The sequence below is a fragment of the Methylobacterium crusticola genome, from assembly GCF_003574465.1.
In the GTDB taxonomy this organism is placed as follows: domain Bacteria; phylum Pseudomonadota; class Alphaproteobacteria; order Rhizobiales; family Beijerinckiaceae; genus Methylobacterium; species Methylobacterium crusticola.
In genome coordinates this window covers 1-25,721 of record NZ_QOWC01000052.1, presented here as the reverse complement: position 1 = coordinate 25,721, position 25,721 = coordinate 1, and the positions used below count along the sequence as shown (strand labels likewise).

The window sequence follows — 25,721 nt, the reverse complement described above, 5'->3', positions numbered from 1 at the left end:
AGGGGATCGGTGTCGGGCTCAGGCGACCGCGTCCTCTGGCGCGACGCCGAGTTCGGCGAGCAGGCGTGCCCGCAAGGCCCCGAAGGCGTTGTCGAGCCGCTGGCGGGGGCGCGGGAAGGGCACGCGCGCGTCGAAGCGGATCCCGCCCTGGGCGAGCACCAGGATCCGGTCCGAGAGGAGGATCGCCTCGTCGACATCGTGCGTGACGAGCACGACGGCCGGCTGGTGGCGCTCGCAGAGCTGGCTCACCAGGGCGTGCATGCGGATGCGCGTGAGGGCGTCGAGGGCCGCGAAGGGCTCGTCCAGCAGCAGAAGGCCCGGCTCGGTGGCGAGGGCGCGGGCGAGGGCGACGCGCTGGGCCTCGCCCCCCGACAGCGTCCGCGGCCACGCGTCGGCGTGGGACCCGAGGCCGACCTCCGCCAGGGCGTCCAGGGCACGCCGCCGCGTCTCGCGGCCGCGCGAGTGGCCCAGCACGACGTTGCGCCAGACCCGCATGGCCGGCACGAGCCGCGGCTCCTGGAAGACCACCGAGCGCGCGGCCGCGACCCGCACGTGGCCGGAGGTTGCCCGGTCGAGACCCGCCAGGATGCGCAGCAGCGTGGTCTTGCCCGTGCCCGACGCGCCGAGCAGGGAGACGAACTCGCCGCGGCGGACGGCAAGCTCGATGCCGTCGAGCACCGCGCGTGTGCCGAACAGGCGGCGGACGCCGTGAAGCTCGAGCGCGAGGGGCCGCGCGTCGGCGGCCTCCTCCCGATCCAGGCGGGCGACGTTAAGCGAGGACAAGCTTGCCCCTCCACGGCAGCGCGAGCCGTTCGACGGCGCGCATGATGATGTCGATGAGGATGCCGAGCAGCGCGTAGAGGATGATCCCCGCGATGATGATGTCGGCGCGCTGGTTCACGTTGGCGTTGATCAGGATGTAGCCGATCCCCGAGCGGGCATTGATCTGCTCGGCGGCGACGAGCGCCAGCAGAGCCACGCCCGCGGAGTAGCGCAGGCCCACCAGGATCGAGGGCAGCGCCGTCGGCAGGATGACCCGTAGCGCGATGCCCCGCGGCGCGAGGTCGAACACCCGCGCCGCCTCGATCAGCTTCGGATCGACGCCGCGCACGCCCGCATAGGTGTTCAGGTACACGGGGAAGATCGTCGCCGCGTAGATCAGGGCGATCTTGGCTCCTTCGCCGATGCCGAACCAGATGATGAAGAGCGGGATCATGGCGATGAACGGCACGGTCCGCAGCATCTGCAGCGGCGCGTCGAACAGTTCCTCGCCTCTGCGCCACAATCCGGCGCAGAGGCCGAGCACGAGCCCGGTGCCGCCGCCGAGGGCGAGGCCGACGAGGGAGCGCGCGAGGGATACCGGGAGCGCCTCCTGCAGCTCGCCGGTGGAGATCAGCTCTCCGTAGGCGGCGGCGACGTCGGTCGGCGGCGGGAGGACCTCGCGAGCGACGAAACCGGTCGCCGAGGCGAGTTGCCAGGCGCCGAGGAGCAGCAGGGGGGCGAGGGCGCGGGATGCGAGGCGGCCAGGCGCCACGCCGGCGGATCGGGTCGGAGCGAGCGAGTCCGAGGGAAGGTCCACGAGCGCGAGTGGCGGACCGGCGGCCACCGGCGTCGATGAGGGTACGGGGGGCATCGGGGCTCCAGCCGCCGGGGAGGCTCGTCGCGCGTCCCGGCCGGCGAGGTCGGGTTGATCGGAGGCAGGGGCGGCTATCTTGGGATGGCGGCGGCTTCCGCGGGCGGGAAAGTCCTGAAGCGAACTGTGGCGTCGCGCGCGATCTGCTTCAGGAGGCCCACCTCCCAGTCGAGATAGGCGCGGAACGCCGCCTGCCGGTCGCCCGCCGCGTGGTAGGGCGAGCGCCAGACATCGTCCGCCGCGTGGTGCAGCGCCGTCTCGCCGGTCTCGACCGGAAGGCCGGCCGCCTGCCACCCCCGTGTCCCACCGGCGAGGACGCGCACGGGCCGGTCGATCAAGCCCGCGAGCTCGGGGGCGGCGTAGGCCGCCAGGATCCCGTCGGGCGAGGTCAGCACGATCTCGCCCGGGAGCAGCCGGTCGAGGCCCTCGGCGAGGCGCGAGCGCACCGCGAACAGGGCGCCCGGCACGTGCCCGGCCGCGTAGTCGAGGCTGGTCGCGAGGTCGAGCACGACCGCCCCGCCGCGCGCGAGCAGGGATTCCGCCTGCCGCGGGGAGATCGGGTCGGTCGCTCCCGCCGGCGTGCCGAGTGGCGCGATACGGTCCTGGCCTGCCTCGCGCCGCTCCGCCGGCAGGCGGTAGGCGTGGACCTCGCCCCAGCCCAGCTGCACGAGCCAGGAGGCCGTGATCGCGGCACGCACGCCCTCCGCATCGTCGATCACCACCACGCGGGCGTTGCGCACGGCCGCGAACCGGTCGATGCCCTGCACCAGCTGCCCGCCCTCGGCCCAGTGCGATCCCGGCAGGTGGCCGGCTTCGAACTCCGCCCGGGTGCGTACGTCGTAGAGGTAGAGCGTGCGCGCATCGCGCTGCGCCTCCAGATCCGCCAATCCCGCCTCGTCGAGCCAGCTCAGCCCGAAGCGGCGCGTCAGCCGCTCGACGCTCCTGCGGGCTTCGGCGAGACCGCCGGGGCTCGGGGCCGGAGCCGGGCGGGACACGCCGTGATCGAGGGCGTAACCCTCCTTGAGCCAGTCCATCGTGCCGTTCTCGAGGGCAGTGATCGGGTTGGGGAGCCCGGCATTGATCAGCGCCTGCGCGCCGATGATGGAGCGGGTGCGGCCGGCGCAGTTGACGACCACCAGCGTTCCTGGCGAGCGCACGAGATCGTGGACGCGGTAGGGCAGTTCGGCGTTCGGCACCGCGTGGGCGCCCGGAATGCTGAAGGCCTCGAATTCCTGAAGGGTCCGCCCGTCGAGCACGACGATGTCGTCCTGCGCGTCGAGGCGGCGCTTCACTTCCGCGGCGGAGAGGTGCGGCGTCCGGTAGGCGTGCTCGACGAACTCGCCGAAGGCTTTGCTGTAGGCGCTCGATCCCGTGTAGACCTCGCGGCCCGACGCCCGCCAGCCCTCGACGCCGCCGTCGAGGATCGACACGTCGGCGTAGCCGAGTTCCTTCAGCCGCTGCGCGGCACGGGCCGCGAGCGTTCCCTCCCCCGCATCGGTCACCACGATGCGGACGGCCCCGCGCGGGAGCAGCAGCCCGGCCCGCAGCTCGAGCCGGCTCAGCGGCAGCGGGACCGACACGAGGATGTGGCCGTCGCGGGCCTGCACGCCCTCCTCGCGCACGTCGACGAGGGCGCTCTCGCCGCCGTCCGTGAGCAGGCGCGCGAGCGTCTCGACGTCGGTCAGCGGGATCGACCCGCCCGCGGTCGTCCGGGGTTCTACGGCAAGCGTCATGAGAGCGGGCTCCTCCGGCGGCAGGGGCGGTCAGAAGTAGGCGGCGGCGGGAAGCGGCGTCCCGTCGAGGACGTGGCGGCCGATCGCCCGCGCCTTGTAGGCGACGGGGTTGTGCGAGGAGATTGTCCGGATGTTGCGCCAGTGGCGGTCGAGCCGGGCGCTGCGCTTCGCCGCGGAAGCCCCGCCGACATCGAACAGGCGGGTCGCCGCGGTCAGCGCGAGGTCGTCCACCACCACCTTCGCCTTGGCGGCCCGCAGCGAAGCCTCGCGGAACAGCGCCTCGTCGGGAGGACCCGCGAGGGCGGAGGCGAAGGCCTGCTCCAGCGCCTCGGCGGCCCCCAGCACGGCGGCCTCGGCCACGTAGGCCGTGCTGACCAGCCGGCCCAGTGTCTCCTGAAGCTGGGGATCCTCCGCGGGCTTGGCCGCGACCGCGTGGTAGTAGTTCCGCTGGCGCGCGATCAGGAGCGCGGCCGCGTCCCGCGCCACCGCCCGCAGGATCCCGGCGATGATCGCCGTGAGGTAGAGCTGCTGGAACGTAGCCTCGTGCGGAATGCGCCGCTCCTGGGCGAGGGGTACGACCTCGTCGGCGGCGACCGCCACGTCCTCCAGCACCGTGGTGCCGCTCGCCGTGAGCTGCTGCCCGATTCCGTCCCAATCGTCCGTGAGGTCCACGCCCGCGCGGTCGGCGGGAATGATGGCGGCCACGCCCGCGCCGTCCGGCGTGCGGGCGTTGATGAACAGAAGGTCGGCGTAGAGATTGCCGGTGCTGTAGTACTTGCGCCCGCTCAGCCGGAAGCCGTCCTGGCTCGGCACGAGGAGCGTGTCGCTCGCCCCGTCGCCGATGTTCTGCGTGCCGAGTTCGCTCGCGCCGAGCCCGAACAATCGTCCGGCCCGGACGGCGTCGAGCCAGCGTTCGTAGCCGGAAACAGCGCGGTTGCGCAGAGCCCGCTCCACGAAGGCGAAGTGGTTGCGCAGGATGTGCGGGATGTTCGAATCGGCCTCGCCGAGGGTGATGACGATCTCGAACAGCTCGCGGAGCGACCCGCCCGCGCCGCCCTCGTGCCGCGGCAGCCGGAAGGCCCCGAGGCGCGCGCCGCGCACGAGCCCGATCGCCTCGAGGGCGCTCGCTTCCCCGCGCTCGCGGGCCGCAGCGCCGTCCGCGATCGCGCCGATGAGCGCGGCGAGGTCGGCGGAACCGAACGCGAAGGGGCCGTCCGAGGCGATGCTCGGCGGCGGAGAGGGAATCGTCATGGCTGGATGTCCTCGAGCAGGGGTTCGGGCCGGAGCGGCGCAGCGTGCGGGCGCCGGGCGGGGCGGGGCAGCCCGAGGTGATCGCGCAGCGTCGCGCCCTCGTAGGCGTGCCGGAACAGGCCCTTGCGCCGAAGAAGCGGGACCACTGCGTCGGCGAAGGCCGGGAACCCGTCCGCGATCACGTCCGGCATGATGTTGAAGCCGGCGACCGCGCCCGAGCGGAACCAGCGCGCGATGTCGTCGGCGACCGTCTCCGGCGTGCCGACGATGATCCGGTGCCCGGTGCCGCCGCCCTGGGCCCGGATCAGCTCGCGGACGGTGAGGCCGCCGCGGGCCGCGAGCGACACCGCCCCCTTGAAGAAGGTCTGCATGCCGTCCCGGGGCAGGGCGAGGTCGGCGGGCAGCGGCGCGTCGAGACGCAGCCGCGCGGGGTCGACGCCGAGGATGCCCGCGAGGCGCCGCAGGCCGTATTCCAGCGGGACGAGGTCCCAGAGGGCCTCCTCCCGGCGCCGCGCCTCCTCCTCGGTGCTGCCGATGACCGTGACGAGCCCGGGAAAGATCAGGATGCCGTCCGGGTCGCGCCCGTGAGCCGCCGCGCGGGCGCGCAGATCGCGCGCATACGCCACCGCATCCTCGAGCGTGTGGGCCACCGAGAAGACGGCGTCGGCATGCGCGGCGGCCAGCGCCTTGCCGTCGTCGGACCCTCCGGCCTGCACCAGGACCGGCTGCCCCTGCGGTGGCCGGGGCACGTTCAGCGCCCCGAGGACCGTGAAGTGCTCGCCGCGCCAGTCCGGCGGGTGCAGCCGCGAGGGGTCGAGGAAGCGCGCCCCGTCCCGGTCGCCGACGAGGGCGTCGTCGTCCCAGCTGTCCCAGAGCGCCTTGACGAGGGAGGTGAACTCGGCGCCGCGGCGGTAGCGCGCCGCATGGTCGGCCCGCACCTGTGCGCCGAAATTCCCGGCGACCGCCGGATCAGCCGTCGTCACCACGTTGAGACCGGCGCGCCCGTGGCTGACGTGGTCGAGCGAGGCGAAGCGGCGGGCGACGTTGTAGGGCTCGTTGAAGCTCGAGGAGGCAGTCGCGATCAGCCCGATCCGCGACGTCGCCGCCGCGATGCTGGCGAGGACGATCGTGGGCTCCAAGGCGTTGAACGGCCGGAACTCGGGACGGTCCGACAGCGCCGGGACGTCTGCCAGGAAGACGGCGTCGAAGGTCGCCCGCTCGGCGATCTGCGCGATTCGCACGTAGAACCCGACATCCGCGAAATCGTGCGGCCTCGAGGCCGGCCAGCGCCAAGCCGACGCGAAGGTCCCGGCATTCAGGAAGTTCAGGTTGAGGTGAAGCTGCGGCCTGGATCCCATGGAAACGGTCATCGCCCTCGGTGCGGTTCTCGGCGCCCGCCAGCAGTCGGAGCCACGAGACGAAGTCCCCTCGGATGATCACGCGATGGACGCGCGACCTCACGGCGGCCGGTCGGGCCGCACGGATCTCGAAACGATCACGGTTGCGGGCGAACGGATCAGCGTAGACTGATAGACCTCAAGAACGTTCGTGCATTTCATCCTGATTGATCGAAGATATTCGCCGGAGTGTCAAACGAATATATTTTCCTTTATTCATCCAGGAGCAGCGATCTCATCGCGCGCATGCCGTGAAAGGGAGACGGACGTCATGGTGCGGCATGGGCTGGGGCGTGCCGTGTGCCGGCCGGTCCGGCCGGCTCCGATCGCAGCCGATCGCGCAGGGTCTGCCCCTCGTAATGCCGGCGGACCCAGCCGCCCTCTTGCAGCGCTGGGACGACATGATCGACGAAGTCGACGAAGCTGTCCGGCAGGAACGCCGGCGAGATGATGAAGCCGTCGCAGGCGCCCGCGCGGAAGATGGCGACGATCTCGTCCGCGATCTCGCGGCCGGTGCCGCAGAGCTGGGGAACCATGACGCTCTGCCCGTAGATCTGCCCGATCTGCGCGAGCGTCAGGTCCTCCTCCGCCGAGATCCGCAGGACATGAGCGAGGTTGCCCTGAGTTCCCGTTCCGGCGAGCCTCTCGATCGGCCGGTCGAGGGGCAGGCCGGACAGATCCAGGTTCAGGTGCGCGGAGAGCGTGCTCAGCCCGACGCGGGGGTCGACCAGCGCGTTGTGGGCGTCGCGCCTGTCCTCGGCTTCGCTCCGGGTGCGGCCGACGAACGGCATCACGGCCGCCAGCACCTTGCAGGACCCGGGCGGGCGCCCGGCAGCGGCGACGCCCTCCCGGATCGAGGCCGTGAAGGCGGCCATGGCGGCCGGATCCGGTGCCAGGCAGAACACCACCTCGGCCCATCGCGCCGCGAAGTGACGGCCGCGCCCGGAGGCGCCGGCCTGGATGATGACCGGACGGCCCTGGGGGCTTGCCGGGATGTTGAGAGGGCCGCGTGAGCGGAAGTAGCGGCCGACGTGGTCGATGCTGCGGACCTTCGCGGGGTCGGCGTAGATGCCCCGCCCGCGGTCGAGCACCAGCGCGTCGGGGTCCCAGCTGTCCCAGAGCTTGGTGGCGACCTCCAGGAATTCATCGGCCCGGTCGTAGCGGGCGCCGTGATCCATGTGGGCGTCGAACCCGAAGTTCAGCGCCTCGCCGTCGTTGAGCGAGGTCACCACGTTCCAGGCCGCGCGCCCGCCCGAGAGGTGATCGAGCGTCCGGAAGGCGCGCGCGACGTGGTAGGGGTGCTCGTAGGTGGTCGAGCGCGTCGCTCCGAGCCCGATGTGCCGCGTCGCCGCCGCGATGACGGCCAGGACCGGCAGCGGATCGAGGCGCGTGGCGTCCTGATCGCCGAGGCGCAGCCCGGTCTCCCGGTCGTTGCCGAACCGGTCGGCCAGGGCGAGGCGGTCTGCGAAGAACAGGAGGTCGAACCGGCCGCGCTCCAGCACGCGGCCGATCTCGGCATAATGCGCCGCCGACAGGAAGTCCGTCGGGTGCTGCGGGTTGCGCCACAGCGCATGGCTGTGGACCACCGGACCCGCGCTGAGGAATCCGGCGAGATGCAGGGTCGCGCTCATCGGACGAGCGGGGGACCGCCCCCGTCCACGGCGAGCCGCGCCCCGTTCACGAAGCGGGCGGCGTCGGACAGGAGGTAGGCGACCGCGTCCGCCACGTCCTGCGGCAGGCCGGGACCGGGCGTGGCGGTCTGCAGGTTCGCCGGCGGGGCCTGCCCCCCTTGCCGCATCTCCGCGAGCCGCGGCGACTGGATCGGCCCCGGCGCCACGGCGTTGACGCGGATGCCGTCCGGCCCGTAGCGCCGCCCCAGTCCCTGCACCAGAAGATCGAGGGCGGCGTTGACGCTGGAGCCGGGGAAGTGGTGCGGCGGAGGATCGATGCCGCCGCGGCCGCTGATGAGGACGATCGCCCCGGCCCCCTGCTTCACGAGGGTCGGCAGCGCCGCGCGCACCGGGCGCACCGAGCCCAGGAGCTTGGCCTCGAACACCGCTCTCCAGGCGTCATCGTCGAGGTCGAGGAAGTCGCCGAACCGGCCCACGTTGGTGCTGGCGACGAGACCGTCGATGCGGCCGTGACGAGCCAGGAGCGCCGCGAAGGCGCGGTCCACGCTCGACGTCTCGGTGACGTCCACCGGAAGCCGATGGATGTCGGCGCCGCCGAAATCGGTCGTCTCGATGCTGCGCGCCGAGGCGACCACCGTCGCTCCCCGACGGGCGAGCGTCAGCGCGCTCGCCAGACCGAGTGCTCCCGATGCCCCGGTGACCCAGATCACCTTGTCCTGAAAGTCCATCCGCGTCCCCCCCCCAGGTGTCCCACCGTCGCCCCCCCGCGGCTCTGCTGGATGTCCGGCGGGTTCGGCGGCTTGCCGGCTCACCCGGCCTGGCCGCTGCGGTCGCCGTCGAGGATCCGCGCCGTGTAGCGGTCGTCAACGACGGTCCGGAAATCGACCGGCCGGGGATAGAAGCCGACCTTGGCCAGCTTCTCGGTCGCCACGATCTCCTGATTGAACTCCTGGCTGCCGGGGCTGACCGGGACCAGGGTCAGTGCGCTGCTCCTGGCCGCGAACAGGGCGGCGGCGTCCCTCAACTGCTGCGTCCGCACGTAGGCGCGGGCGGTTTCCTCCGGATGCCGCGCGGCCCATCTCAGGTACTGGGCGAGCCTGTGGAGGAAATCGCCGATCGCGGCGCCGAGCTTGGGATCCTCGATGGCCCCTGTCCGCGCCGTCACCGACGTGAAGCCGGGGAAGTCGACGTCGACGTCGCGGGCGAGGGCGACGAGCGTGCCGTCCGCCAGCGCGTCGGCCACGCGGGCGCGGGTCACGGGCGCGGCGGCGACGGCACCGGCGATGACGGCCGTGGAGGTCGCGTCGTAGGTGAGCAGGCGCGGCTGGACGTCCTTCAGGGTCAGCCCGGCCTTGTCGAGGGCGAGCAGGGCCAGCGCGTTGATGTTGCCGCCCTCGTTGAAGGCGTAGGTCCTGCCGCGCAGGTCCGTGAGCGTCCGTACGCCCGCATCCTTGTGCGCGACGATCAGCGACGCGGAGAAATTCTCGACATCGACCGGTTTGAGCAGGGCGACGAGCTTGATCGGGGCGTTCGCCGCGGTCCAGTTCCGGCGATCCTCGGACGAGGATTTGGGCGCGGCGGTGTCGCTGAGGCCCCAGCTCAGGTCGATCGCGTTGCCGCCGAGCGCCTGGACGGTCGGGCCGGCTCCGTTCAGGCGCGCCCACTGGATCCTGTAGGGAATTCCCTTCAGGAAGGGCGTCGCCTCGATCGCGTCGCGCCGCACGTCCTCGAAGATGCCCACGCGCAGGGTCACGCCGGACAGGTCGACATCGGACGCGACCGCCCTCGACGTGCCGGCGGCGAGGAGACCGCCGGCCGTCAGGACCAGGGCCTCGCGGCGGGACAACCCGCCGCGCGCGAATGACGGAGAAGCTGGGACGCGCCGCATGGTCGCTGACCTCCTGGTGTGGGGTGTCGTTCGAGGAGTGGGCTCAGGCCCGGCCGGCGACCGCGGCGCGCGGCGCGGTGCTGCCGCGGGCGGCGATCCCGGCGTCGTCGGGCGCGACGCCGAGTTCGGCGAGGAGCCTTGCGCGCAGGCGCGCTCCCGCGGCCGAAGCCGGATCCTGGGCGGCGCCCACCGCGACGTCGAGGGTGAGCCGCCGGTCGCGCAGCACCAGCACGCGGTCGGCCAGCCGGACGGCTTCGTCGACGTCGTGCGTGACGATCAGCGTCCCGGGGCGGTAGCGGGCGCACAGCCGGCGGACGAGATCCTGCATCCTCAGCCGCGTCAGCGCGTCGAGGGCCGCGAAAGGCTCGTCCAGGAGCAGGAGCGCGGGCTCCAGGATCAGGGCCCTGGCCAGCGCCACGCGCTGCGCCTCGCCCCCCGAGAGCGTGACGGGCCACGCGTCGGCGTGGGCCCCGAGGCCGACCTCCTCCAGGGCGCCCAGGGCACGCCGGCGCCTCTGCGCCCGCCACGGCAGGCCCATCAGCACGTTCCGCCACACCGTCTGCGACGGCACGAGACGCGGCTCCTGGAACACGGCGGACCGGGGTGCTGCGACCGCCCCTGCGCCGGCATCCAGCGTGTCGAGGCCGAGGAGGATGCGCAGGAGCGTCGTCTTTCCGGAGCCCGAGGCGCCGAGCAGTGCCACGAACTCGCCGCGGCGGATCCGCAGGTCGACGCCTTCGAACAGGATCCGCGGGCCGAATCCCTTGGTTGCGCCTCTCAGCACCACCGGGTCGACCGCGGGCGGCGCCTCGTCGGCGCAGGCGTGCGCGAGAGCGGAGGGAGCGTTCATCTCAGCGGGCCGTCTCCAGGACCGTGCGGTGCCACGGGAGGATCCAGGCCTGGACCTGGCGGATCAGCAGATCGACGAGGAGGCCGAGCACCGAGTACAGCACGACCACGCCGATGATGATGTCGGTGCGCAGGGACGCCCGCGGGTTGAGCGCGAGATAGCCGATGCCCGAGGTGGCGTTGACCTGCTCGGCCGCGACCAGCGACAGCAGCGCCACGCCCATCCCGTAGCGGAGGCCGACCATGATCGAGGGAAGAGCCAGCGGCATCACGATCCGCGTGGCGATGGCAAGCCGGCTCATGCCGAACACAGTGGCGGCCTCGACGATCTTCGGATCGACGTGGCGCACGCCCGAGAACGTGTTGAGGTAGACGGGAAAGATGCAGGCCAGCGCGATGAGGAGGATCTTCGGCCGCTCGTCCACCCCGAACCAGATCACGAAGAGCGGGATGACGGCGAGGAACGGCACCATGCGAAGCATCTGCAGGAGTGCGTCGTAGGTGTATTCACCGATGCGGGACATGCCGGCGACGACACCCAGGCCGAGGCCGATCCCGCCGCCGATCAGGAACCCTGCCGCCGCCCGCTGGAAGGAGGCGGCGAGGCTGTCGAGCAGGACCCCGGATGCGGCGAGTTCGACCAGCGCCTCCAGGACGGCGGCCGGCGACTCGAGGGTTCGCGGATTGATGAGGCCGAGCGACGAGGCGAGTTGCCAGGCGGCCAGCACCAGGGCCGGGAGTACGAACCGGACCGGACCGTGGCCCGCGAGGCGCCACCGCCGCCGCGGCGGCGGCGTCAGCCGGAGCGGAACCACGATGGCCGCGGCCGATGAGGAGATCACGTGACGGTCACCAATGCTTCCAGGCATTAGAGAACATAGTCCATCAAAATTGTCAACTAAAGGCGTGGCGCGGTGTGTCCCCGTGCGAGGCCGTGCGGCCCGGGCTCAGGCTGCCGGCGCGATCCGTGCTCGGTCGCGAAAGGCCGCCCCCGGGTGGGACGGCTTCAAGCGGTCGCTGCCGGTCAGCTTGGCCCGCAGGCTGCCCGGCGCGTAATCCCGCTTGTAGAGGCCGCGCCGCTGCAATCCGGGCACGAGGTGGTCCACGACGTCCGCGAAGGTCTCCGGCAGGAACGCGTAGCTCAGGTTGAAGCCGTCCACGTCCGCTTCCGCCACCCAGGCCTCCATCTCGTCGGCCACGTCGGCCGGACTGCCCACCAGCAGGGGGCCGCGCCCGCCGATGCCGGTGTGGGTGATCACCTCCCGCAGCGTCCACACACGGTCCGGATCGGCGCGGGTGAAACCGTCGATGACCGACAGGACGGCATCGTCCCGTTGCCCGCCCGGCCGGAGCGGCGCGTCGAGGTCGAAGCGGGAGAGGTCGATGCCGGTCCAGCCCGACAACAGCGCCAGCACCCCGTCGGGATCGCTGTAGCGGCGATATTCATCGTGCTTCGCCCGCGCCTCCTCCCGCGTCGGTGCCACGATCAACGTGGCGAGGGTGAAGACCGCGATGTCGCGCGGATCGCGACCCAGGGCGGCGCGGCGGGCGCGGATGTCGCGTACGGACGACGCCACGCTCGCCCGCGTGGGTCCGCCCACGAGCACCGCCTCCGCGTGGCGCGCCGCGAAGGCGCGGCCGCGCGGCGAGGCTCCGGCCTGGAACAGGAACGGGGTGCGCTGTGGCGACGGCTCGGCGAGGTGGATGGTGTCGAGGTCGAAATGCGCGCCGCGGTGGCGGATGCGGTGGACCTTGCCGGGATCCGCGAAGAGGCCGCTCGCGCGGTCGCGCAGCACGGCGCCGTCCTGCCACGACCCCTCCCAGAGCTTGTAGGTCACGTCGAGGAACTCGTCCGCCCGCTCGTAGCGCGCATCGTGCCCGATCACTGCCTCGCGGCCGAAGGCCCTGGCGCCGCTGTCGGAGACACCCGTGGCGATGTTCCAGCCGATGCGGCCGTCGGTGAAGTGGTCGAGGGTCGAGAAGCGGCGCGCGAGCACGGCGGGCAGCTCGTGCGAGGTCGACGCGGTGACGCCGAAGCCGAGATGGGTCGTCGCGTGGGCCAGCGCGGAGACCAGCATGAGCGGATCGTGCTTCGGCACTTGCGCGCCGGAGCGGATCGCCGCGTCGGCCGTGCCGCCATAGACGTCGTGGATGCCGATCCCGTCCGCGATGATCAGAGCGTCGAACCTGCCGCGCTCCAGGAGCCGCGCGAGGTCGACCCAGTGGTCGAGATCCTTGTAGTCGAGGTCGCGGCTGCGCGGATGGGCCCACAGGCCGGGCGAGAGGTGGACCGGGCTGAAGGCGATGAAGCCGGTGAGGCGGATCTGTCGGGTCACGGCGGGGTCTCCTGGCCGCGCTGGCGTCGGCGCTGAAGGGTCTGGTCGAAGGCTTCGCCGAGGGAGGGCCGTCCGAGGATCCGGGCGGTGCGGTCGCGTCCGGCCTGGACGACGTGGGCCTCGAGGTCGCGTACGACGCGGTCTCCGTACGGGGGAGAGCGGGCCGGCGGCGCGCCGGCCGATCAACCGGCACGCGCGAGGGACGAGGCCGCGCGACTGTCGGGACGGTGCCCTGCGGCCGGGTGGCTCGCGGGCAGCCGGCTCGCGCCGAAAAACTTCTCGCGCAGGGTGCCGGGGGCGTAGTCGGCCTTGTAGCGGCCGCGCCGCTGCAATTCCGGCACCACGAAGGCACCGAAATCCGCGAAGCCGCCGGGCGTCACCGCGTAGCTGAGGTTGAGGCCGTCCACGTCGGTCGCAGCGACCCAGGCCTCGATCTGGTCCGCCACTTGCGCCGCCGAGCCGACGAACACCGGACCGCGCCCGCCGATGGCGTTGTGCTCGGCCAGTTCCCGCACCGTCCAGACCCGGCCGGGATCGGCGACGGAGAAGGCTTCGAGCGCGGAGACCAGCCCCTGGCTGCGGTCGTCGAAGCGGATCGGGGCGTCGAGGTCCCAGGTCGAGAAGTCGATGCCGGTCCATCCGGAGAACAGGATGAGGGCGGCCTGTGGGTTGATGTAGCGGCGGTAATCCTCGAGCTTCTCCCGCGCTTCCGCCTCCGTCTCGCCGACGATCGCGGTGGCCATGGAGAAGAAGAGGATCGCGGCCGGATCGCGCCCCTGTTCGGCGGCGCGCCGGCGGGTATCCGCCACCACGGGGGCGATCACCGCGGGGCTCGGCCCGCTCACGAAGATGCACTCGGCGTGGCGCGCCGCGAAGGCCCGCCCGCGCGACGAGGCTCCCGCCTGGAAGAGAACGGGCGTGCGCTGGGGCGAGGGTTCGGCGAGGTGGATCGCGTCGACGTGGAAATGCCGGCCGCGATGCGTGATCCGCCGTACCTTGCTCGGATCGGCGAAGACGCGGCCGTCGCGGTCGCCCCGCACCGCATCGTCGTCCCAGCTGCCTTCCCAGAGGGCATAGACGGCGTCGAGATACTCGTCGGCGATGTCGTAGCGGTCGTCGTGCGGCGTGAGGCCGGCCTGGCCCACCGCGCGGGCCCCCGACGTCGCGTGTCCGGTGACGATGTTCCAGCCGATGCGGCCCCTTGTGAGATGGTCGAGCGTGCTCATCCGCCGCGCAAACGGGAAGGGTGGCTCGTAGAGCGCGTTGCTGGTGACGCCGAAGCCGAGATGTTCGGTGACGCGGGCCATCGCCGCGATGCTGACGATGGGGTCGAGCTTCGGCACCTGCGCGCCGACCTGAAGAGCGGCGTGATAGGAACCGCCGAACACGTCGTTCGAGGCCATGCTGTCGGCGAGGAACAGGGCATCGAACTTCCCCTGCTCCAGGATCTGCGCGAGTTCGGTCCAGTAGTCGAGGCGGGTGTAGTCGAGGGAACGGTCGGCGGGATGTCGCCAAAGTCCCGGCGAATGATGCACGGGCGACGGCATGGCGAAGGCATTAACGCGAATTTCCTTGGGCATGACGGCGTGATCCTGCGTCAGGTGCGTCATCCCGGCGACCGCGGCGGCGGATGCGTGGCGGCCGGTCCCCGGAGCGCCGGCTCGCGCACCCATCGACGACGCGCTCCAGCCGGGTGTCGGCCTCGCCGGCACGGCCGGACGGTCCGACAGCCGCCCTGCCCGTCGAACCTGCCGTCGCCACGCGCATCCGTCAACGAAATTGTTCTTTTTATAGAACCACAGCTTGTGGATGAATTTTCTCTGGATTGCAGATGAAAAGGTACATCCAGATTATTACTGCACAGGGGTGTTGCGCATGATGCGAGATTTTGAATTACAGAGCTTACGACAAGTTCGCATGAGGGCAGCCTGTGCGTCACAGGATCGTGTTCGCCACATAGAACGCGCCGCCCCGGGCCGGACGGGCCTCGGTGCGACGCGGGTGCCGGGGCTCGCGCCCCCTTACGTCATCAACGGAGTGACTTCGCGTGCGCGATCTCGCTATCATGCGGCATGTCCGTCTGCGGAACCACCACCGTGTCGATCACGCCGGCGCAGGACGCCTTCGCCCGCGATCGCCTGAGATCGGGCCGCGCCCGCAGGCCCGCGACACCCACCGGCAGGCCCTCCGGCGCGCGCAGTGAGGTCTGACCCGACGTCAGCCGTGCCGTGCCTCACCGGCGGCGGCGCGATGGGCGCGCTGATGCGCGCGCACGATTGGTCGGCCTCGCCGCTCGGGCCTCCGGAGTCCTGGCCGGCGCCGTTGCAGATGACCGTGAGCCTGATGCTGGGCTCGGCCTTCCCGATGTTCGTGGCCTGGGGGCCCGGTCTCGGCTTCCTCTACAACGATGCCTACATCGACGTGCTCGGGCGCAAGCATCCCTCGGCGCTCGGTGGCCGGTTCCGGGAGATCTGGGAAGAGATCTGGTCCGACGTCGAGCCGCTGGTCCAGCGCGCCATGGCCGGCGAGGCCACGTTCTCGGAAGATCTGCCCTTGCGCATGCAGCGGAAGGGGTTCGAGGAGGACACCTGGTTCACGTTCTCGTACTCCCCCGTGCGCGAGCAGGACGGCACCGTCGGGGGGATGTTCTGCGCCTGCACCGAGACCACGGCGCGGGTCCGCGCGCAGGCCGAGCTGCAGCGGCGGGAACACGAGCTGCGCGCGCTGAACGCGACGCTGGAGGAGCAGGACACCGAGCGCACGGCGCAGCTCAAGCTCTACGCCGACATCATCCAGGCCAGCGCCGCGCCGATCTGCGCGTTCGACACCGGGTTCCGCCTGATCGCCTTCAACCAGGCGCACAGCGACGAGTTCTACCGGATCTTCGGCCACCGGGTGCAGCTCGGCGAGGTCTTTCCCGACCTCTTCCCCCCGGACCAGGCGCCCGTGATCCGCGGGTTCATGACCCGCGCCCTCGCGGGCGAGACCTACATCGTCACCGAGGAGTTCGGCGACCCGACCCTCGCCAAGCCCTACTGGGAGGTCTCCTACGCGCCCCTGCGCGATGCCGGCGGGGGCATCGTCGGCGCCTTCCACTACGCCAGGGACATCTCGGCCCGCCTGCGGGCGGAGGCGGAGCTCGCCGCGACCCAGGACACCCTGCGCCAGTCCCAGAAGCTCGAATCCATCGGTCAGCTCACGGGCGGCGTGGCCCACGACTTCAACAACCTGCTCACCGTCATCCGGTCGTCCGCCGACCTCCTCAAGCGGCCCGATCTGCCGAGCGCGCGGCGCGAGCGCTACATCGCGGCGATCTCCGACACCGTCGATCGGGCCTCGAAGCTGACGGCGCAGCTCCTCGCCTTCGCGCGGCGCCAGGCGCTCCAGCCCAAGGTGTTCGACGCCTGCGAGAGCGTGCGGGCGCTCTCGGACATGATGGTCACGCTGATCGGCTCGCGCATCGGCATCGTCACGGATTTGCCGGCGCAGGCCTGCTCCGTCAACGCCGATCCGAGCCAGTTCGACACGGCCCTGGTGAACATGGCCGTCAACGCCCGCGACGCCATGGGCGGCGAAGGGCGGCTCACCATCAGCGTGCGGGTGGTCGACGCCATGCCGGCGGTGCGCGCCCATCCTGCCGCCCAGGGCCCGTTCGTGGCCGTGGCGATCAGCGACACCGGCAGCGGTATCCCGGAGGAGCACCTCGCGCAGATCTTCGAGCCGTTCTTCACCACCAAGGTCATAGGGCAGGGGACCGGGCTCGGGCTCTCACAGGTGTTCGGGTTCACCAAGCAGTCGGGCGGCGAGGTGCTGGTCGAGAGCGTGCTCGGCCAGGGCACAACCTTCACCCTCTACCTGCCCCGCGCCCTCGACGCGGTGCAGGCCGCGTCCGGCCTCGAGCCCGAGCCGTTGATCGACGGCCACGGGACCTACGTGCTCGTGGTCGAGGACAACGCCGCCGTCGGCACCTTCGCGGTCCAGACGCTCAACGATCTCGGCTACCAGTCGGTCCTGACCAGCAATGCCCTCGAGGCCCTGGCCGAGCTGACCAAGGATGCCGACCGGTTCGACGTCGTGTTCTCGGACGTCGTGATGCCGGGCATGGACGGGATCGAGCTCGCCCGTCGCATCCGTGACGCGTATCCCGGGCTGCCAGTGCTCTTGGCCTCCGGCTACAGCCACGTGCTGGCCCAGACCGGGACGGCGGGCTTCGACCTGCTGCACAAGCCCTACTCGATCGAACAGCTCTCGCGCCTGCTGCGCAAGGTGGCGAACCCGCCGCGCCGCGATCCCTCCCGGTCCGGGCGCCGCGCCGACGCGCCACGCTGATCGACGCGCCCGGCGTGCGGCAGGGCCGGCGCCCGGGGTGCGGCCGGGCCGACGCCGGGACAGGGCGGGCGCCGGGACCCCGAACGCCGCCACAATCCGCAGGGACCGCCGAAGGCGCGCCGCCGGCGCCCGGACCCGGACGCGCTCCGGCCGACCTCTCCCCGAACGACCCGGACCGATCTTGTGACGATCTTACACTTCATCTATGAAGCGGCGTCGCAGTGACGCAAGACTGATCGAGAATCATGTATGTTGATACATGCACTGTGCACATTGGTCTTGCTTCAGTCTTTGGGGTCCGGGGTCACGCGCGCGTCCACCCCGACAGAGCCGGGCGGCGGCCGCCAGGCCCAGCCGCCGCGTGCGGCCGCGAGTCCCGGCAGGGCGGTCCGCGAGCGCATCGTCAGGCCTGCCGGCGCGACGGCGGAGCCCGCCTACGACCGGTACCGCGGCTACCTGGATCCCTCGCCGGGCAGCCCCCCGCGCGCCTTCGTGTGGAACCCCGTCTACTTCTGGTATCCGTTCCGCGGCGCGTGGTCGCCGTACCGGCGGGGAGACGTCGGATCGGACGAGGTCAACGCACTTCCCGCGGCGGCGCAATCGGCTCTCCGGCTGATGGGCGGGATGGGCGAGGGTCTCACCTCCCGGCTCCGCGAGCCGGTCGCCGACCTCGGCGAATCCGCGATCTTCCATCGTCTGCTGCGCCTGCGGGCGCTCGATCCCGAGACGTCGGCCCTGGCCGCGCTGAGCCGGCGCGTCCGTCGCCTGCTTCGCTACGAGGCGCTGAGCACCGCCGTCGAGACCGCGGGCCGGAACCGGGCGGCGAACGGGCACGCGCTCGCGGCGTTCCAAGCCGACTGGGCCGCGGCCAGCGCAAAGCTCCGGGACGCGGAACGCGCGTCCTGCGGCGTCTGGGGGTGCGGCGCGCAGGTCGAGATCGAGCGCCGCAAGCGCGCCCTCGCCGAACGGGGCATGGCGCGGGCGATCCAGGGGATGATCGACGACGACGCCCTGCTGCGCTCCGCGCGAGCGGACCTTCAGGCATTCGATTTGCACGCGGGAGACCTCGCGAACGGCCTGAACGGATCGCGCACGGACCTGAGCACGAGGCAGGCACGCGAGATTCGGCGGCTCGAACGGCTCGCCGGCTTCTACGAGACGGACGGGGATGCCGCCTGCCCCCGCCGCCTTACGTACCACCACGCCACCCGGACGCCGAGGAGCCATCCGCTGTTCTCCGATCCCGTCATGCCCGACACGCTCGATTTCGAAGAGGTCCAGCTCAGCGTGTGCCCGAACGTCTCAGGCCTTCTCGATCGCGTGGAGATCCGACGCGAGGACACCCTGGTGGCGACGTCCGAGATCCGGCGCGAGCCCGACGGGACGATCTCACAGGTGAGGATCCGAGATGCACAGGGAAGCGTACTTGAGAACCACGTCTGGAGCCGGCCTGCGGCCAGCATCGTCCGCTACACGCTGTCGTTCAGGCTCGCAGACGCGCCGGAAGTCATCTGGACCGAGATCGTCAAGTAACGTCCGGCGCCGGGCGCTCTGCCGGGATCGGCGCCGGAGCATTTTCCGGCGAAGTGGACACCGGTTCGCCGCAGACAATGCGGCAGAATCAAAAACCTGGAGCAGCGGCCGATTGCAGCGTGATCGGATGCTGCTCTAGGTCGGCTCGTGCGCGGAGACCGATGTCTCGACCGGATCGCCGGACGACGCTGTCGCGCTCGCTCGGCGACGCAGCTGGCGTATCGACGGGGATGGCTGGACGTGAGAGCAGAGCGGGATTGCGGGTGGCTGGCGCGCTGGGCAGGGGTGATGATCGTCCTGGCGCTCTGCCTCGTAGACGAGGCGCGGTGCTGGGCCGCGGGCGAGAGCGTCAGGAGCGTCGTCGACGAGAACGCCCTCGAGGGCACGCCGGCCGCACTGTGGGACGTCGACGGGGCCGGCGATCCGACGATCCAGGGCTTCGCCACGGACATCAGCATCAATCGCGGTGAGACGGTCCGCTTCAAGGTCACCACGGACGCGTCCGCCTTTCGCGTGGAGATCTACCGCGTCGGGTACTACAGGGGAGCGGGCGCGCGGAAAGTCGCCGATATCGGCGAGGCGGAGACGTTCGCGGTGCGTCAGCCCGAGTGCCTGAAGCAGGCCGAGACCGGACTCGTCGATTGCGGGAACTGGCAGGTCTCGGCATCGTGGGACGTCCCTGCCCGATCCCGATCCGGTGTCTACGTCGCCAGGATCATCCGTTCCGACACGTCCGGCGCCAGCCACATCATGTTCGTCGTTCGGGATGACGACGGCGGGTCCGGCATCCTGCTCCAAACCTCCGACACGACGTGGCAGGCCTACAACGATTACGGCGGCAACTCGCTCTACGAGGGGGAGCCGGCCGGCCGCGCCTACAAGGTCAGCTACAACCGCCCGCTGATCGTGCGCGGCTCGGAGTACCGGCGGACATCCTTCTGGGCCAACGAGTACCCGATGATCCGCTGGCTGGAAGCCAACGGGTACGACGTGAGCTACCTCAGCGGCGTCGACACCGCGCGCCGCGGGCACCTCATCCGGCGGCACAAGCTGTTCGTGTCGTCCGGTCACGATGAGTACTGGTCGGGCGACCAGCGCGACAACGTCGAGGCGGCGCGGGACGCCGGAGTAAACCTGGCGTTCTTCAGCGGCAACTCGGTGTTCTGGAAGACGCGGTGGGAGCCGTCGATCGATGCGTCCGGACGGGAGTACCGGACGCTGGTCTGCTACAAGGAAACGCATGCCGGCGAGAAGATCGATCCCTCGCCGCTCGCGACGGGCACCTGGCGCGACCCGCGCTTCAGCCCTCCCAACGACAGTGCCCGGCCGGAGAACGCGCTCAAGGGCACGATCTACGTCGCGAATTGCTGCCGGTTCGACGCGGTCACGGTGTCGGCCGATCAGGCAAAGGCGCGTTTCTGGCGCAACACCGGCCTCGACACATTGAGCAGGAGCCAGTCCGTCCTGGTGGGCTTGCGCACGGTCGGGTTCGAGTGGGATTCGGATCTCGACAACGGCTCTCGGCCGGCCGGGCTCGTGCGCCTGTCCTCGACCCGGTTGGACGTCGAAGCCGCGCTGCGCGACTTCGGCTCCAACTACGGATCCGACACGGTGACGCACAACGTCACCCTGTTCCGCCACAAGTCGGGCTCCCTGGTCTTTGCAGCCGGCACGACGTTGTGGGGATGGGCGCTCGATGCGACGCACGACGATCCGGACAAGCAGTCCGCCCCGACGGATCTGAGGCTGCAGCAGGCCACCGTGAACCTGCTGGCGGACATGTCGCTGTTCCCGGCCTCGCCCAACGGGGCGCTCGTCGTCACCCAGGCGCCTCCCGACACCGTGCCGCCGGTGGCCTCCATCCGGTCTCCCCGGACGCTCGAGGACCACATGTTCCACCTTCCGGTCTCCGTCTCGGGCTCGGCGACCGACCAGGGGGGCGTGCCGGCCGGGATCGAAGTGTCGGTCGACGGCGGGGCGAACTGGCACCCCGCCAACGGCGTCAGCGACTGGAGCTACACGTTCACGCCGGACCGCCGCTCCTTCGTCTCGATCCTGGCGCGCGCCGTCGACGACAGCGGGAACCTGCAGCCGGTGCCGACGAGCGTCACCATCAAGGTCAGCGGTTTCGCGCGACTGATCTACGCGGGCCTTGTCGGGCTGGTGCTCGGCTGCGGCGCGCTTCTGCTCGCCTTCGTGGCCAGGCGCCGTCGGCTGCTTGCGAAGCGCAGGATGATGGGCCTGTAGGCAGCGGCGCGGCCGCCGACCGGTGCGCCCCCCGGGGCCGCGATCCGGTCGCGCCGGCGCCGGAGAGCGTTGCGGCGCACGACCCCCCGCCACGCGGCCAGGCCCGAACGCGTCCCGGCGGCCCGTGGGACGGCCGCCGCTGCCGCCTGCCGTCCTCCTGCCTGCCGACGCCGCAGCATACCAAGGTATGTGCAAGGGATTTACAGGTATAGGCGCCAGAGACTGACGTGCATCTACGATACCGACGTCGTTCCGGCAATATGACCTCCATCAACTCTCGCGGCGAGGGCCGCCGACCTGCAATGGAGGATGATCCGATGTCCCGTACGCTGCTGTTCACGTTCGCACTCCTCGCCGGCACGACGGGGTCCGCCCTGGCCCGGGAGGCCGGCAGTTTCGACGCCTGGGGCCACACCTTCAGCGTCCCGGCCTGGCAGACCGGTGCCGCGCCGCCCGCGGAGTTCCCGCTCGCCACCGGCTCGCTCGCTCCCCGGGTCTACCGGTACGCCGGATCCCACGCCGGCGGGCCCGCCGACGCACTGATCCCGGACGGGACGCCACAGCCGGTGCCGCAGCGGGTGAGGGCGCCGGCCTACCGCTACTCCGGCAGCCATGCCGGCGGTCCGGCCAACGGTCTCGCCCGCGATTGAGCGGCGTTCCCGCCGGCATCCTCCCCCGCATCGCGCCCCGAGCAGTCCCCGGCGGCGGTCCGGGGATCGCTCGGGACACCGCCCGTCCGCCCCGGCGCGCCACACCGTCACGCTGCGACCCCGCAGGCGCGGCCCGCGTGGGCGATGATCGCCGGGGAGGACGCGCAGCAGGAGCGGGTCGACGTCAGGCCTTCCCGGAGCCTCGCGGAACGCGCAGGCGGCGAAAGCGCATTGTTCACGGGACGACACCACGACCGCCCGTCCCTCCGGCCGGGCGGGCGATCCTGGCCGGGCGTACGGTCCCGCCGGGCTCCGTTCGGCGCGCCTTGTTGTAATAGTGTTACAGCGTCGGCGATTCCCGGTCGGGCGCCGACCGGGCGCTTGCCAGCGCGGCTCCAGCACGTGCTAATGCAACATTATAACGTTCGTGTGAGACCCCGATGCCGTCCCGCATCCGCCCGCGCACCCTGGCGCTCGGCACCGCGCTGCCCGCGATCCTGCTCGCCCCGGCCGCCGGCAGGGCCGAGGAGATCAGGCTGGACCAGATCGACGTCGTGTCGCCGAGCCCGATCGTGACCCGGCCCGCGACCGGACCGGCCGCCGGTGCCGGGGCCACCGTCCCGGTCGGGGTGCTGCCGGTCGCGACCACCACCTTCTCGCCCGTCACCGTGGTGACGCGCGAGCAGCTGGCGCGCGACCAGCCCCGCACCCTCGGCGACGCGCTGTTCGACCGTCCGGGCCTGTCCTCGACGACCTACGCACCCGGCGCGGCCTCGCGGCCGATCATCCGCGGTCTCGACAACGCCCGGGTGCGGATCCAGGAGAACGGCATCGTCAACGGCGGCGTGTCCGACCTCGGCGAGGACCACGCCGTGCCGATCAACCCGCTGGTGGCCGACCGCCTCGAGGTGATCCGCGGCCCCGCCACGCTGCGCTACGGCTCGGGCGCGATCGGCGGCGTGGTCTCGGCCGAGAACAACCGGGTGCCGACCGTCATCCCGGCCAAAGGCTACGCCGGGCAGGTCACGTCGGGCTACTCGACGGTCGACAACGGCCGCCTCGGCGCCGCGATGATCGATGCGGGCGGGGACGGCATCGCCGTGCACGCGGACGGCTTCGGGACCGCCGCCGACAGCTACGCGATCCCGGGCGGGATCCAGCGCAACTCCGCCAACGCGTCGCAGGGCGGCGCCGTCGGCCTCTCGGCGATCGGCGACCGGGGCTTCGTCGGCGTCTCGGTCAGTCACTACGACGCCGTCTACGCCATACCGGGCGGCGAGGCGGAGCGGGCCCGGACGCGCCTGACCCCGAACCAGGACCGGGTGCTGTCGCGGGGCGAGTACCGCCCGCTCGACGGTCCGCTCGAGGTGATCCGCTACTGGGCCGGCTACTCGGTCTACCGCCACGACGAGATCGGCATCGGCGCGGAGGGGATCGACGCCAGGCAGGCCGTCTTCAAGAACCGCGAGGCCGAGGCGCGGGTCGAGGCCCAGCACGTCCCGGTCTTCACGGCCCTCGGCACGCTCACGGGGGCGGTGGGGGTGCAGATCGACCGGCGGGTGATCAACACTGAGCTCGAGGCGTTCCTGCCGCGGACCGAGTCGCGGGCGAACGCCGTCTACCTGTTCGAGGAGCTCGAGATCGCGCCCGGGACGCGGCTCCAGGCCGCCGGCCGCATCGAGGGCGACCGCCTCGGCAGCACCGCCGTGCGGTTCCCGGGCGACTACCTCCCGGTCGAGGGCGAGGACCCGCCGGGCTACGCCCTGACCCGCCGGTTCGCCCCGAAGAGCGCGAGCGCCGGCGTGCTCCAGGACCTGCCCTCCGGCTTCGTGGCGAGCCTCACCGCCTCCTACGTGGAGCGCGCGCCGACGGGCTACGAGCTGTTCTCGCAGGGACCGCACGACGCGACCGCCACCTTCGAGATCGGGGATCCCACCCTGCGGCTGGAGCGGGCGCGCACGCTCGAAGCCAGCATCCGCCACGGCGAGGGCCCGTTGCGGTTCGAGGCGACCGGCTACTACACCCGCTACACCGGCTTCATCTACAAGCGCCTGACCGGGAATTTCTGCAACGACGACTTCGCGAGCTGCGGCTCGGGCGACGAACTGCGCCAGATCGTCTACTCGCAGCAGAACGCGACCTTCTACGGTGCGGAGATCATCGGGCAGTACGACGCCGTCCCGGTCGGCACCGGCTTCTTCGGCGTCGAAGGCCAGTTCGACTTCGTCCGTGCGCGGTTCGACGACGGCACCAACGTGCCGCGCATCCCGCCCTACCGGCTCGGCGGCGGTGTCTACGTCCGCGCCGACGGCTGGTTCGCGCGGGTGAACCTGCTGCACGCCTTCGCGCACACCCAGATCGCACCGTTCGAGACCGACACCCCGGGCTACAACGACCTGCGCGCGGAGGTGAGCTACACCCGGGCCCTCGACCCGGCGGTGTACGGCGCGAGCGAGGTGACGCTCGGCGTGCAGGGCCGCAACCTCCTCGACGACGACATCCGCAACTCGGCCTCGTTCAAGAAGGACGAGATCCTGCTGCCGGGCCGCAGCGTCCGGTTGTTCCTGACGGCGCGGTTCTAGAGCAGCCTCCGATCACGCTGCAATCGGCCGCGGCTCTAGGTTTTTGATTCTGCCGCATTGTCTGCGGCGAACCGGTGTCCACTTCGCCGGAAAATGCTCTGGGGTCCGCCGAGGCCAGGACCGCCCGGTGGACTGCCGCGCCGCAGGCCATCGGCCCCTTGGCGAGCCGAGGAGCCCGCTCGTAGCGGGCCGGGAGGAACCCGGAGGTTGGGCACGCGCGGATCCTGCGCCTCACGGTCGCGGTCGAAGGCACCGCCGGGCACGGTGGGCGAGACGGACGCCACCTCCACGCCGGTTCGCGCGCGTCACGCACCTCGTCGCGCGGCTCCGGGAACGGCCGGGTGGGGCGGCGAGCCGCCATCACCCACGACGCCGGCGAACCACGCGACGGCGCCCGGCGAGCGGCAGGCCGCCACGCGGCAAGATCGTCTCCTCCCAGGCAAGAGATGCCGGCTCCGGCCGACCGCCACGCCGCCCGGATGAGCGATCCAACCGCGTAAGTCTCTGACGAGTCTGGCCGAATTGATGCGCCTCCCCTGGCATCCGCCTTGCGACGCGAAACACCGTCCAGGCGAGTTCGGCTGATGAACGTTTCGAGCACCGGTGCGTCTCCTGCATGGCCTGCTTCCAGGTCCGTCAGCACGAGCGTCAGTCCCGCCGCCAAGGACGCCGGCAGCACGTCGTCCGAGTCGGTGAAGAGCGACTTTCTCAAGTACGCGAAGATGTCGCCGCTGGAGCGGATGCGGGCCAACATCCTGAAGAGCATGGACCTGACGGAGGAACAATTGGGTTCCTTGCCGCTGGCCCAGCGTCAGAAGGTCGAGGACCAGATCAAGGAGACGATCAAGACGATGATGACGGGCAGCGGCGCGAAGGGTCAGCTCGTGAACCTCTCGGCCTGAGGCCGACGCTCCCGCCGCGGCGGGTGTCCAGAAGGGCGCGACCGGCCCCGTTGCCACCCGGGACGTGCCCCTCGCGCCATCCCGATCGGGCCGCGTGCGGGTCGACCAGGTGGATGCCGGTGGCCAGATCGCCGTCGAACGGGTCGGAGGGCATCACGCCGTCACCGCCATCGGTCTGGAGCGGAACGCCGCAGACCATCCGGGTGCGTGGGCGATGAGAGGCGTGGTCGCGGGCGAACTGCACCACGCATTGCTGGTCTGCGCCGTGTCTGATCTCAGGATTTGATAGTGCGTCCTTCACTCGGCAGTGGAGAGATGCGCGATGAGCCAGGTTCATCACGACAGCGCCACGACGACCGAGGCTGTCCGTCGGGCGATCCAGCACAGTCAAGCGAGCCTGAGGGCGCTCTCGCAGCGCTACGGGGTCAATCCGGAGACGGTTGCCAAGTGGAAGCAGCGGACCTCGGTTGTGGACCAGCGCACGGGGCCGAAGGGTCCACGTTCGCCCGTGCTGTCGCCGGAGGACGAGGCGGTCGTCGCGCCGGTCGTCGCCGCGTACTCCTGCCGCTCGACGACTGCCTCTACGCGCTCCAGGCCACCTTCCCATACCTCACGCTTTCCAGCCTCCACCGCTGCCTGCCGCGTCACGGCATCAGCCGGCTGGCGGAAGCCGACGGGGACAAGCCGCGGCGGTCGCGCTTCAAGGCCTAGGAGCCCGTCCGAGTAACAGGTTTGCGGATCGAGATTGGGGTTGAGATCA

19 protein-coding genes and 1 pseudogene are annotated in these 25,721 nt (G+C 71.3%); 8 read left to right on the top strand and 12 right to left on the bottom strand.

The window, feature by feature from the left end:
* Positions 1 to 18 precede the first annotated feature (18 nt).
* The 12 genes from DT057_RS18495 to DT057_RS18440 form a co-directional block, all read right to left on the bottom strand.
* Positions 19 to 783: an ABC transporter ATP-binding protein gene (locus DT057_RS18495; protein WP_128563578.1), complete on the bottom strand. Its 765-nt coding sequence runs from the start codon at positions 781 to 783 to the stop codon at positions 19 to 21.
* On the bottom strand, positions 770 to 1,534 hold the full coding sequence (locus DT057_RS18490; protein WP_238314321.1) for an ABC transporter permease: 765 nt from the start codon (positions 1,532 to 1,534) through the stop codon (positions 770 to 772). The genes DT057_RS18495 and DT057_RS18490 overlap by 14 nt, the downstream gene beginning before the upstream one ends.
* A gap of 173 nt (positions 1,535 to 1,707) precedes the next feature.
* Entirely contained in the window at positions 1,708 to 3,366 is a 1,659-nt protein-coding gene (locus DT057_RS18485; RefSeq protein WP_128563576.1) for a rhodanese-like domain-containing protein, read from the bottom strand.
* 30 nt (positions 3,367 to 3,396) lie between these two features.
* Positions 3,397 to 4,617 carry an acyl-CoA dehydrogenase family protein gene (locus DT057_RS18480; protein WP_128563575.1) on the bottom strand — a complete coding sequence of 407 codons (1,221 nt, stop codon included), beginning with the start codon at positions 4,615 to 4,617 and terminating at the stop codon, positions 3,397 to 3,399.
* Entirely contained in the window at positions 4,614 to 5,975 is a 1,362-nt protein-coding gene (locus tag DT057_RS18475) for an NtaA/DmoA family FMN-dependent monooxygenase (RefSeq protein WP_128563574.1), read from the bottom strand. The genes DT057_RS18480 and DT057_RS18475 overlap by 4 nt, the downstream gene beginning before the upstream one ends.
* Positions 5,976 to 6,283: 308 nt before the next feature.
* Entirely contained in the window at positions 6,284 to 7,645 is a 1,362-nt protein-coding gene (locus tag DT057_RS18470) for an LLM class flavin-dependent oxidoreductase (RefSeq protein WP_128563573.1), read from the bottom strand.
* Entirely contained in the window at positions 7,642 to 8,373 is a 732-nt protein-coding gene (locus DT057_RS18465) for an SDR family NAD(P)-dependent oxidoreductase (protein ID WP_128563572.1), read from the bottom strand. The genes DT057_RS18470 and DT057_RS18465 overlap by 4 nt, the downstream gene beginning before the upstream one ends.
* Before the next feature lie 80 nt (positions 8,374 to 8,453).
* Positions 8,454 to 9,533 carry an ABC transporter substrate-binding protein gene (locus DT057_RS18460; RefSeq protein WP_128563571.1) on the bottom strand — a complete coding sequence of 360 codons (1,080 nt, stop codon included), beginning with the start codon at positions 9,531 to 9,533 and terminating at the stop codon, positions 8,454 to 8,456.
* A gap of 43 nt (positions 9,534 to 9,576) precedes the next feature.
* Positions 9,577 to 10,383 carry an ABC transporter ATP-binding protein gene (locus tag DT057_RS18455; RefSeq protein ID WP_128563570.1) on the bottom strand — a complete coding sequence of 269 codons (807 nt, stop codon included), beginning with the start codon at positions 10,381 to 10,383 and terminating at the stop codon, positions 9,577 to 9,579.
* Position 10,384: 1 nt separating this feature from the next.
* Positions 10,385 to 11,224, bottom strand: a complete 840-nt coding sequence (locus DT057_RS18450; RefSeq protein WP_203236316.1) for an ABC transporter permease — start codon at positions 11,222 to 11,224, stop codon at positions 10,385 to 10,387.
* 105 nt (positions 11,225 to 11,329) lie between these two features.
* The gene (locus tag DT057_RS18445; RefSeq protein ID WP_128563568.1) at positions 11,330 to 12,718 is read right to left on the bottom strand and encodes an LLM class flavin-dependent oxidoreductase; all 1,389 of its coding nucleotides are present in this window, start codon (positions 12,716 to 12,718) and stop codon (positions 11,330 to 11,332) included.
* A gap of 182 nt (positions 12,719 to 12,900) precedes the next feature.
* On the bottom strand, positions 12,901 to 14,298 hold the full coding sequence (locus DT057_RS18440) for an LLM class flavin-dependent oxidoreductase (protein ID WP_128563567.1): 1,398 nt from the start codon (positions 14,296 to 14,298) through the stop codon (positions 12,901 to 12,903).
* A 682-nt stretch (positions 14,299 to 14,980) separates the two neighbouring features.
* Between DT057_RS18440 and DT057_RS18435 the strand changes: the two genes are divergently transcribed.
* From DT057_RS18435 to DT057_RS18400, 8 genes and pseudogenes are all read left to right on the top strand, one after another.
* On the top strand, positions 14,981 to 17,047 hold the full coding sequence (locus DT057_RS18435) for a hybrid sensor histidine kinase/response regulator (protein WP_128563566.1): 2,067 nt from the start codon (positions 14,981 to 14,983) through the stop codon (positions 17,045 to 17,047).
* A gap of 492 nt (positions 17,048 to 17,539) precedes the next feature.
* On the top strand, positions 17,540 to 18,580 hold the full coding sequence (locus DT057_RS18430; protein ID WP_128563565.1) for a hypothetical protein: 1,041 nt from the start codon (positions 17,540 to 17,542) through the stop codon (positions 18,578 to 18,580).
* Positions 18,581 to 18,868: 288 nt separating this feature from the next.
* Positions 18,869 to 20,827 (top strand): N,N-dimethylformamidase beta subunit family domain-containing protein, encoded by a 1,959-nt coding sequence (locus DT057_RS18425; RefSeq protein WP_128563564.1) that lies wholly within the window; start codon positions 18,869 to 18,871, stop codon positions 20,825 to 20,827.
* Positions 20,828 to 21,144: 317 nt separating this feature from the next.
* Positions 21,145 to 21,477, top strand: coding sequence for a hypothetical protein (locus DT057_RS18420; RefSeq protein ID WP_128563563.1), 333 nt, complete (start codon positions 21,145 to 21,147; stop codon positions 21,475 to 21,477).
* Positions 21,478 to 21,917: 440 nt separating this feature from the next.
* Positions 21,918 to 24,059 (top strand): TonB-dependent receptor, encoded by a 2,142-nt coding sequence (locus DT057_RS18415; RefSeq protein ID WP_128563562.1) that lies wholly within the window; start codon positions 21,918 to 21,920, stop codon positions 24,057 to 24,059.
* A gap of 584 nt (positions 24,060 to 24,643) precedes the next feature.
* On the top strand, positions 24,644 to 24,961 hold the full coding sequence (locus DT057_RS18410) for a hypothetical protein (protein ID WP_128563561.1): 318 nt from the start codon (positions 24,644 to 24,646) through the stop codon (positions 24,959 to 24,961).
* A 94-nt stretch (positions 24,962 to 25,055) separates the two neighbouring features.
* Entirely contained in the window at positions 25,056 to 25,247 is a 192-nt protein-coding gene (locus DT057_RS18405; RefSeq protein WP_128563560.1) for a hypothetical protein, read from the top strand.
* A gap of 36 nt (positions 25,248 to 25,283) precedes the next feature.
* Positions 25,284 to 25,669 (top strand): annotated as a pseudogene (locus DT057_RS18400) (transposase family protein); the annotation flags it as partial.
* Positions 25,670 to 25,721 lie beyond the last annotated feature (52 nt).

Coding starts and splice junctions, on each gene's coding strand:
- DT057_RS18485 (WP_128563576.1), bottom strand. CDS start 3,366: ATGACGCTTGCCGTAGAACCCCGGACGACCGCGGGCGGGTCGATCCCG.
- DT057_RS18480 (WP_128563575.1), bottom strand. CDS start 4,617: ATGACGATTCCCTCTCCGCCGCCGAGCATCGCCTCGGACGGCCCCTTC.
- DT057_RS18475 (WP_128563574.1), bottom strand. CDS start 5,975: ATGGGATCCAGGCCGCAGCTTCACCTCAACCTGAACTTCCTGAATGCC.
- DT057_RS18470 (WP_128563573.1), bottom strand. CDS start 7,645: ATGAGCGCGACCCTGCATCTCGCCGGATTCCTCAGCGCGGGTCCGGTG.
- DT057_RS18465 (WP_128563572.1), bottom strand. CDS start 8,373: ATGGACTTTCAGGACAAGGTGATCTGGGTCACCGGGGCATCGGGAGCA.
- DT057_RS18460 (WP_128563571.1), bottom strand. CDS start 9,533: ATGCGGCGCGTCCCAGCTTCTCCGTCATTCGCGCGCGGCGGGTTGTCC.
- DT057_RS18455 (WP_128563570.1), bottom strand. CDS start 10,383: ATGAACGCTCCCTCCGCTCTCGCGCACGCCTGCGCCGACGAGGCGCCG.
- DT057_RS18440 (WP_128563567.1), bottom strand. CDS start 14,298: ATGCCCAAGGAAATTCGCGTTAATGCCTTCGCCATGCCGTCGCCCGTG.
- DT057_RS18435 (WP_128563566.1), top strand. CDS start 14,981: ATGCGCGCGCACGATTGGTCGGCCTCGCCGCTCGGGCCTCCGGAGTCC.
- DT057_RS18425 (WP_128563564.1), top strand. CDS start 18,869: ATGATCGTCCTGGCGCTCTGCCTCGTAGACGAGGCGCGGTGCTGGGCC.
- DT057_RS18420 (WP_128563563.1), top strand. CDS start 21,145: ATGTCCCGTACGCTGCTGTTCACGTTCGCACTCCTCGCCGGCACGACG.
- DT057_RS18415 (WP_128563562.1), top strand. CDS start 21,918: ATGCCGTCCCGCATCCGCCCGCGCACCCTGGCGCTCGGCACCGCGCTG.
- DT057_RS18410 (WP_128563561.1), top strand. CDS start 24,644: ATGAACGTTTCGAGCACCGGTGCGTCTCCTGCATGGCCTGCTTCCAGG.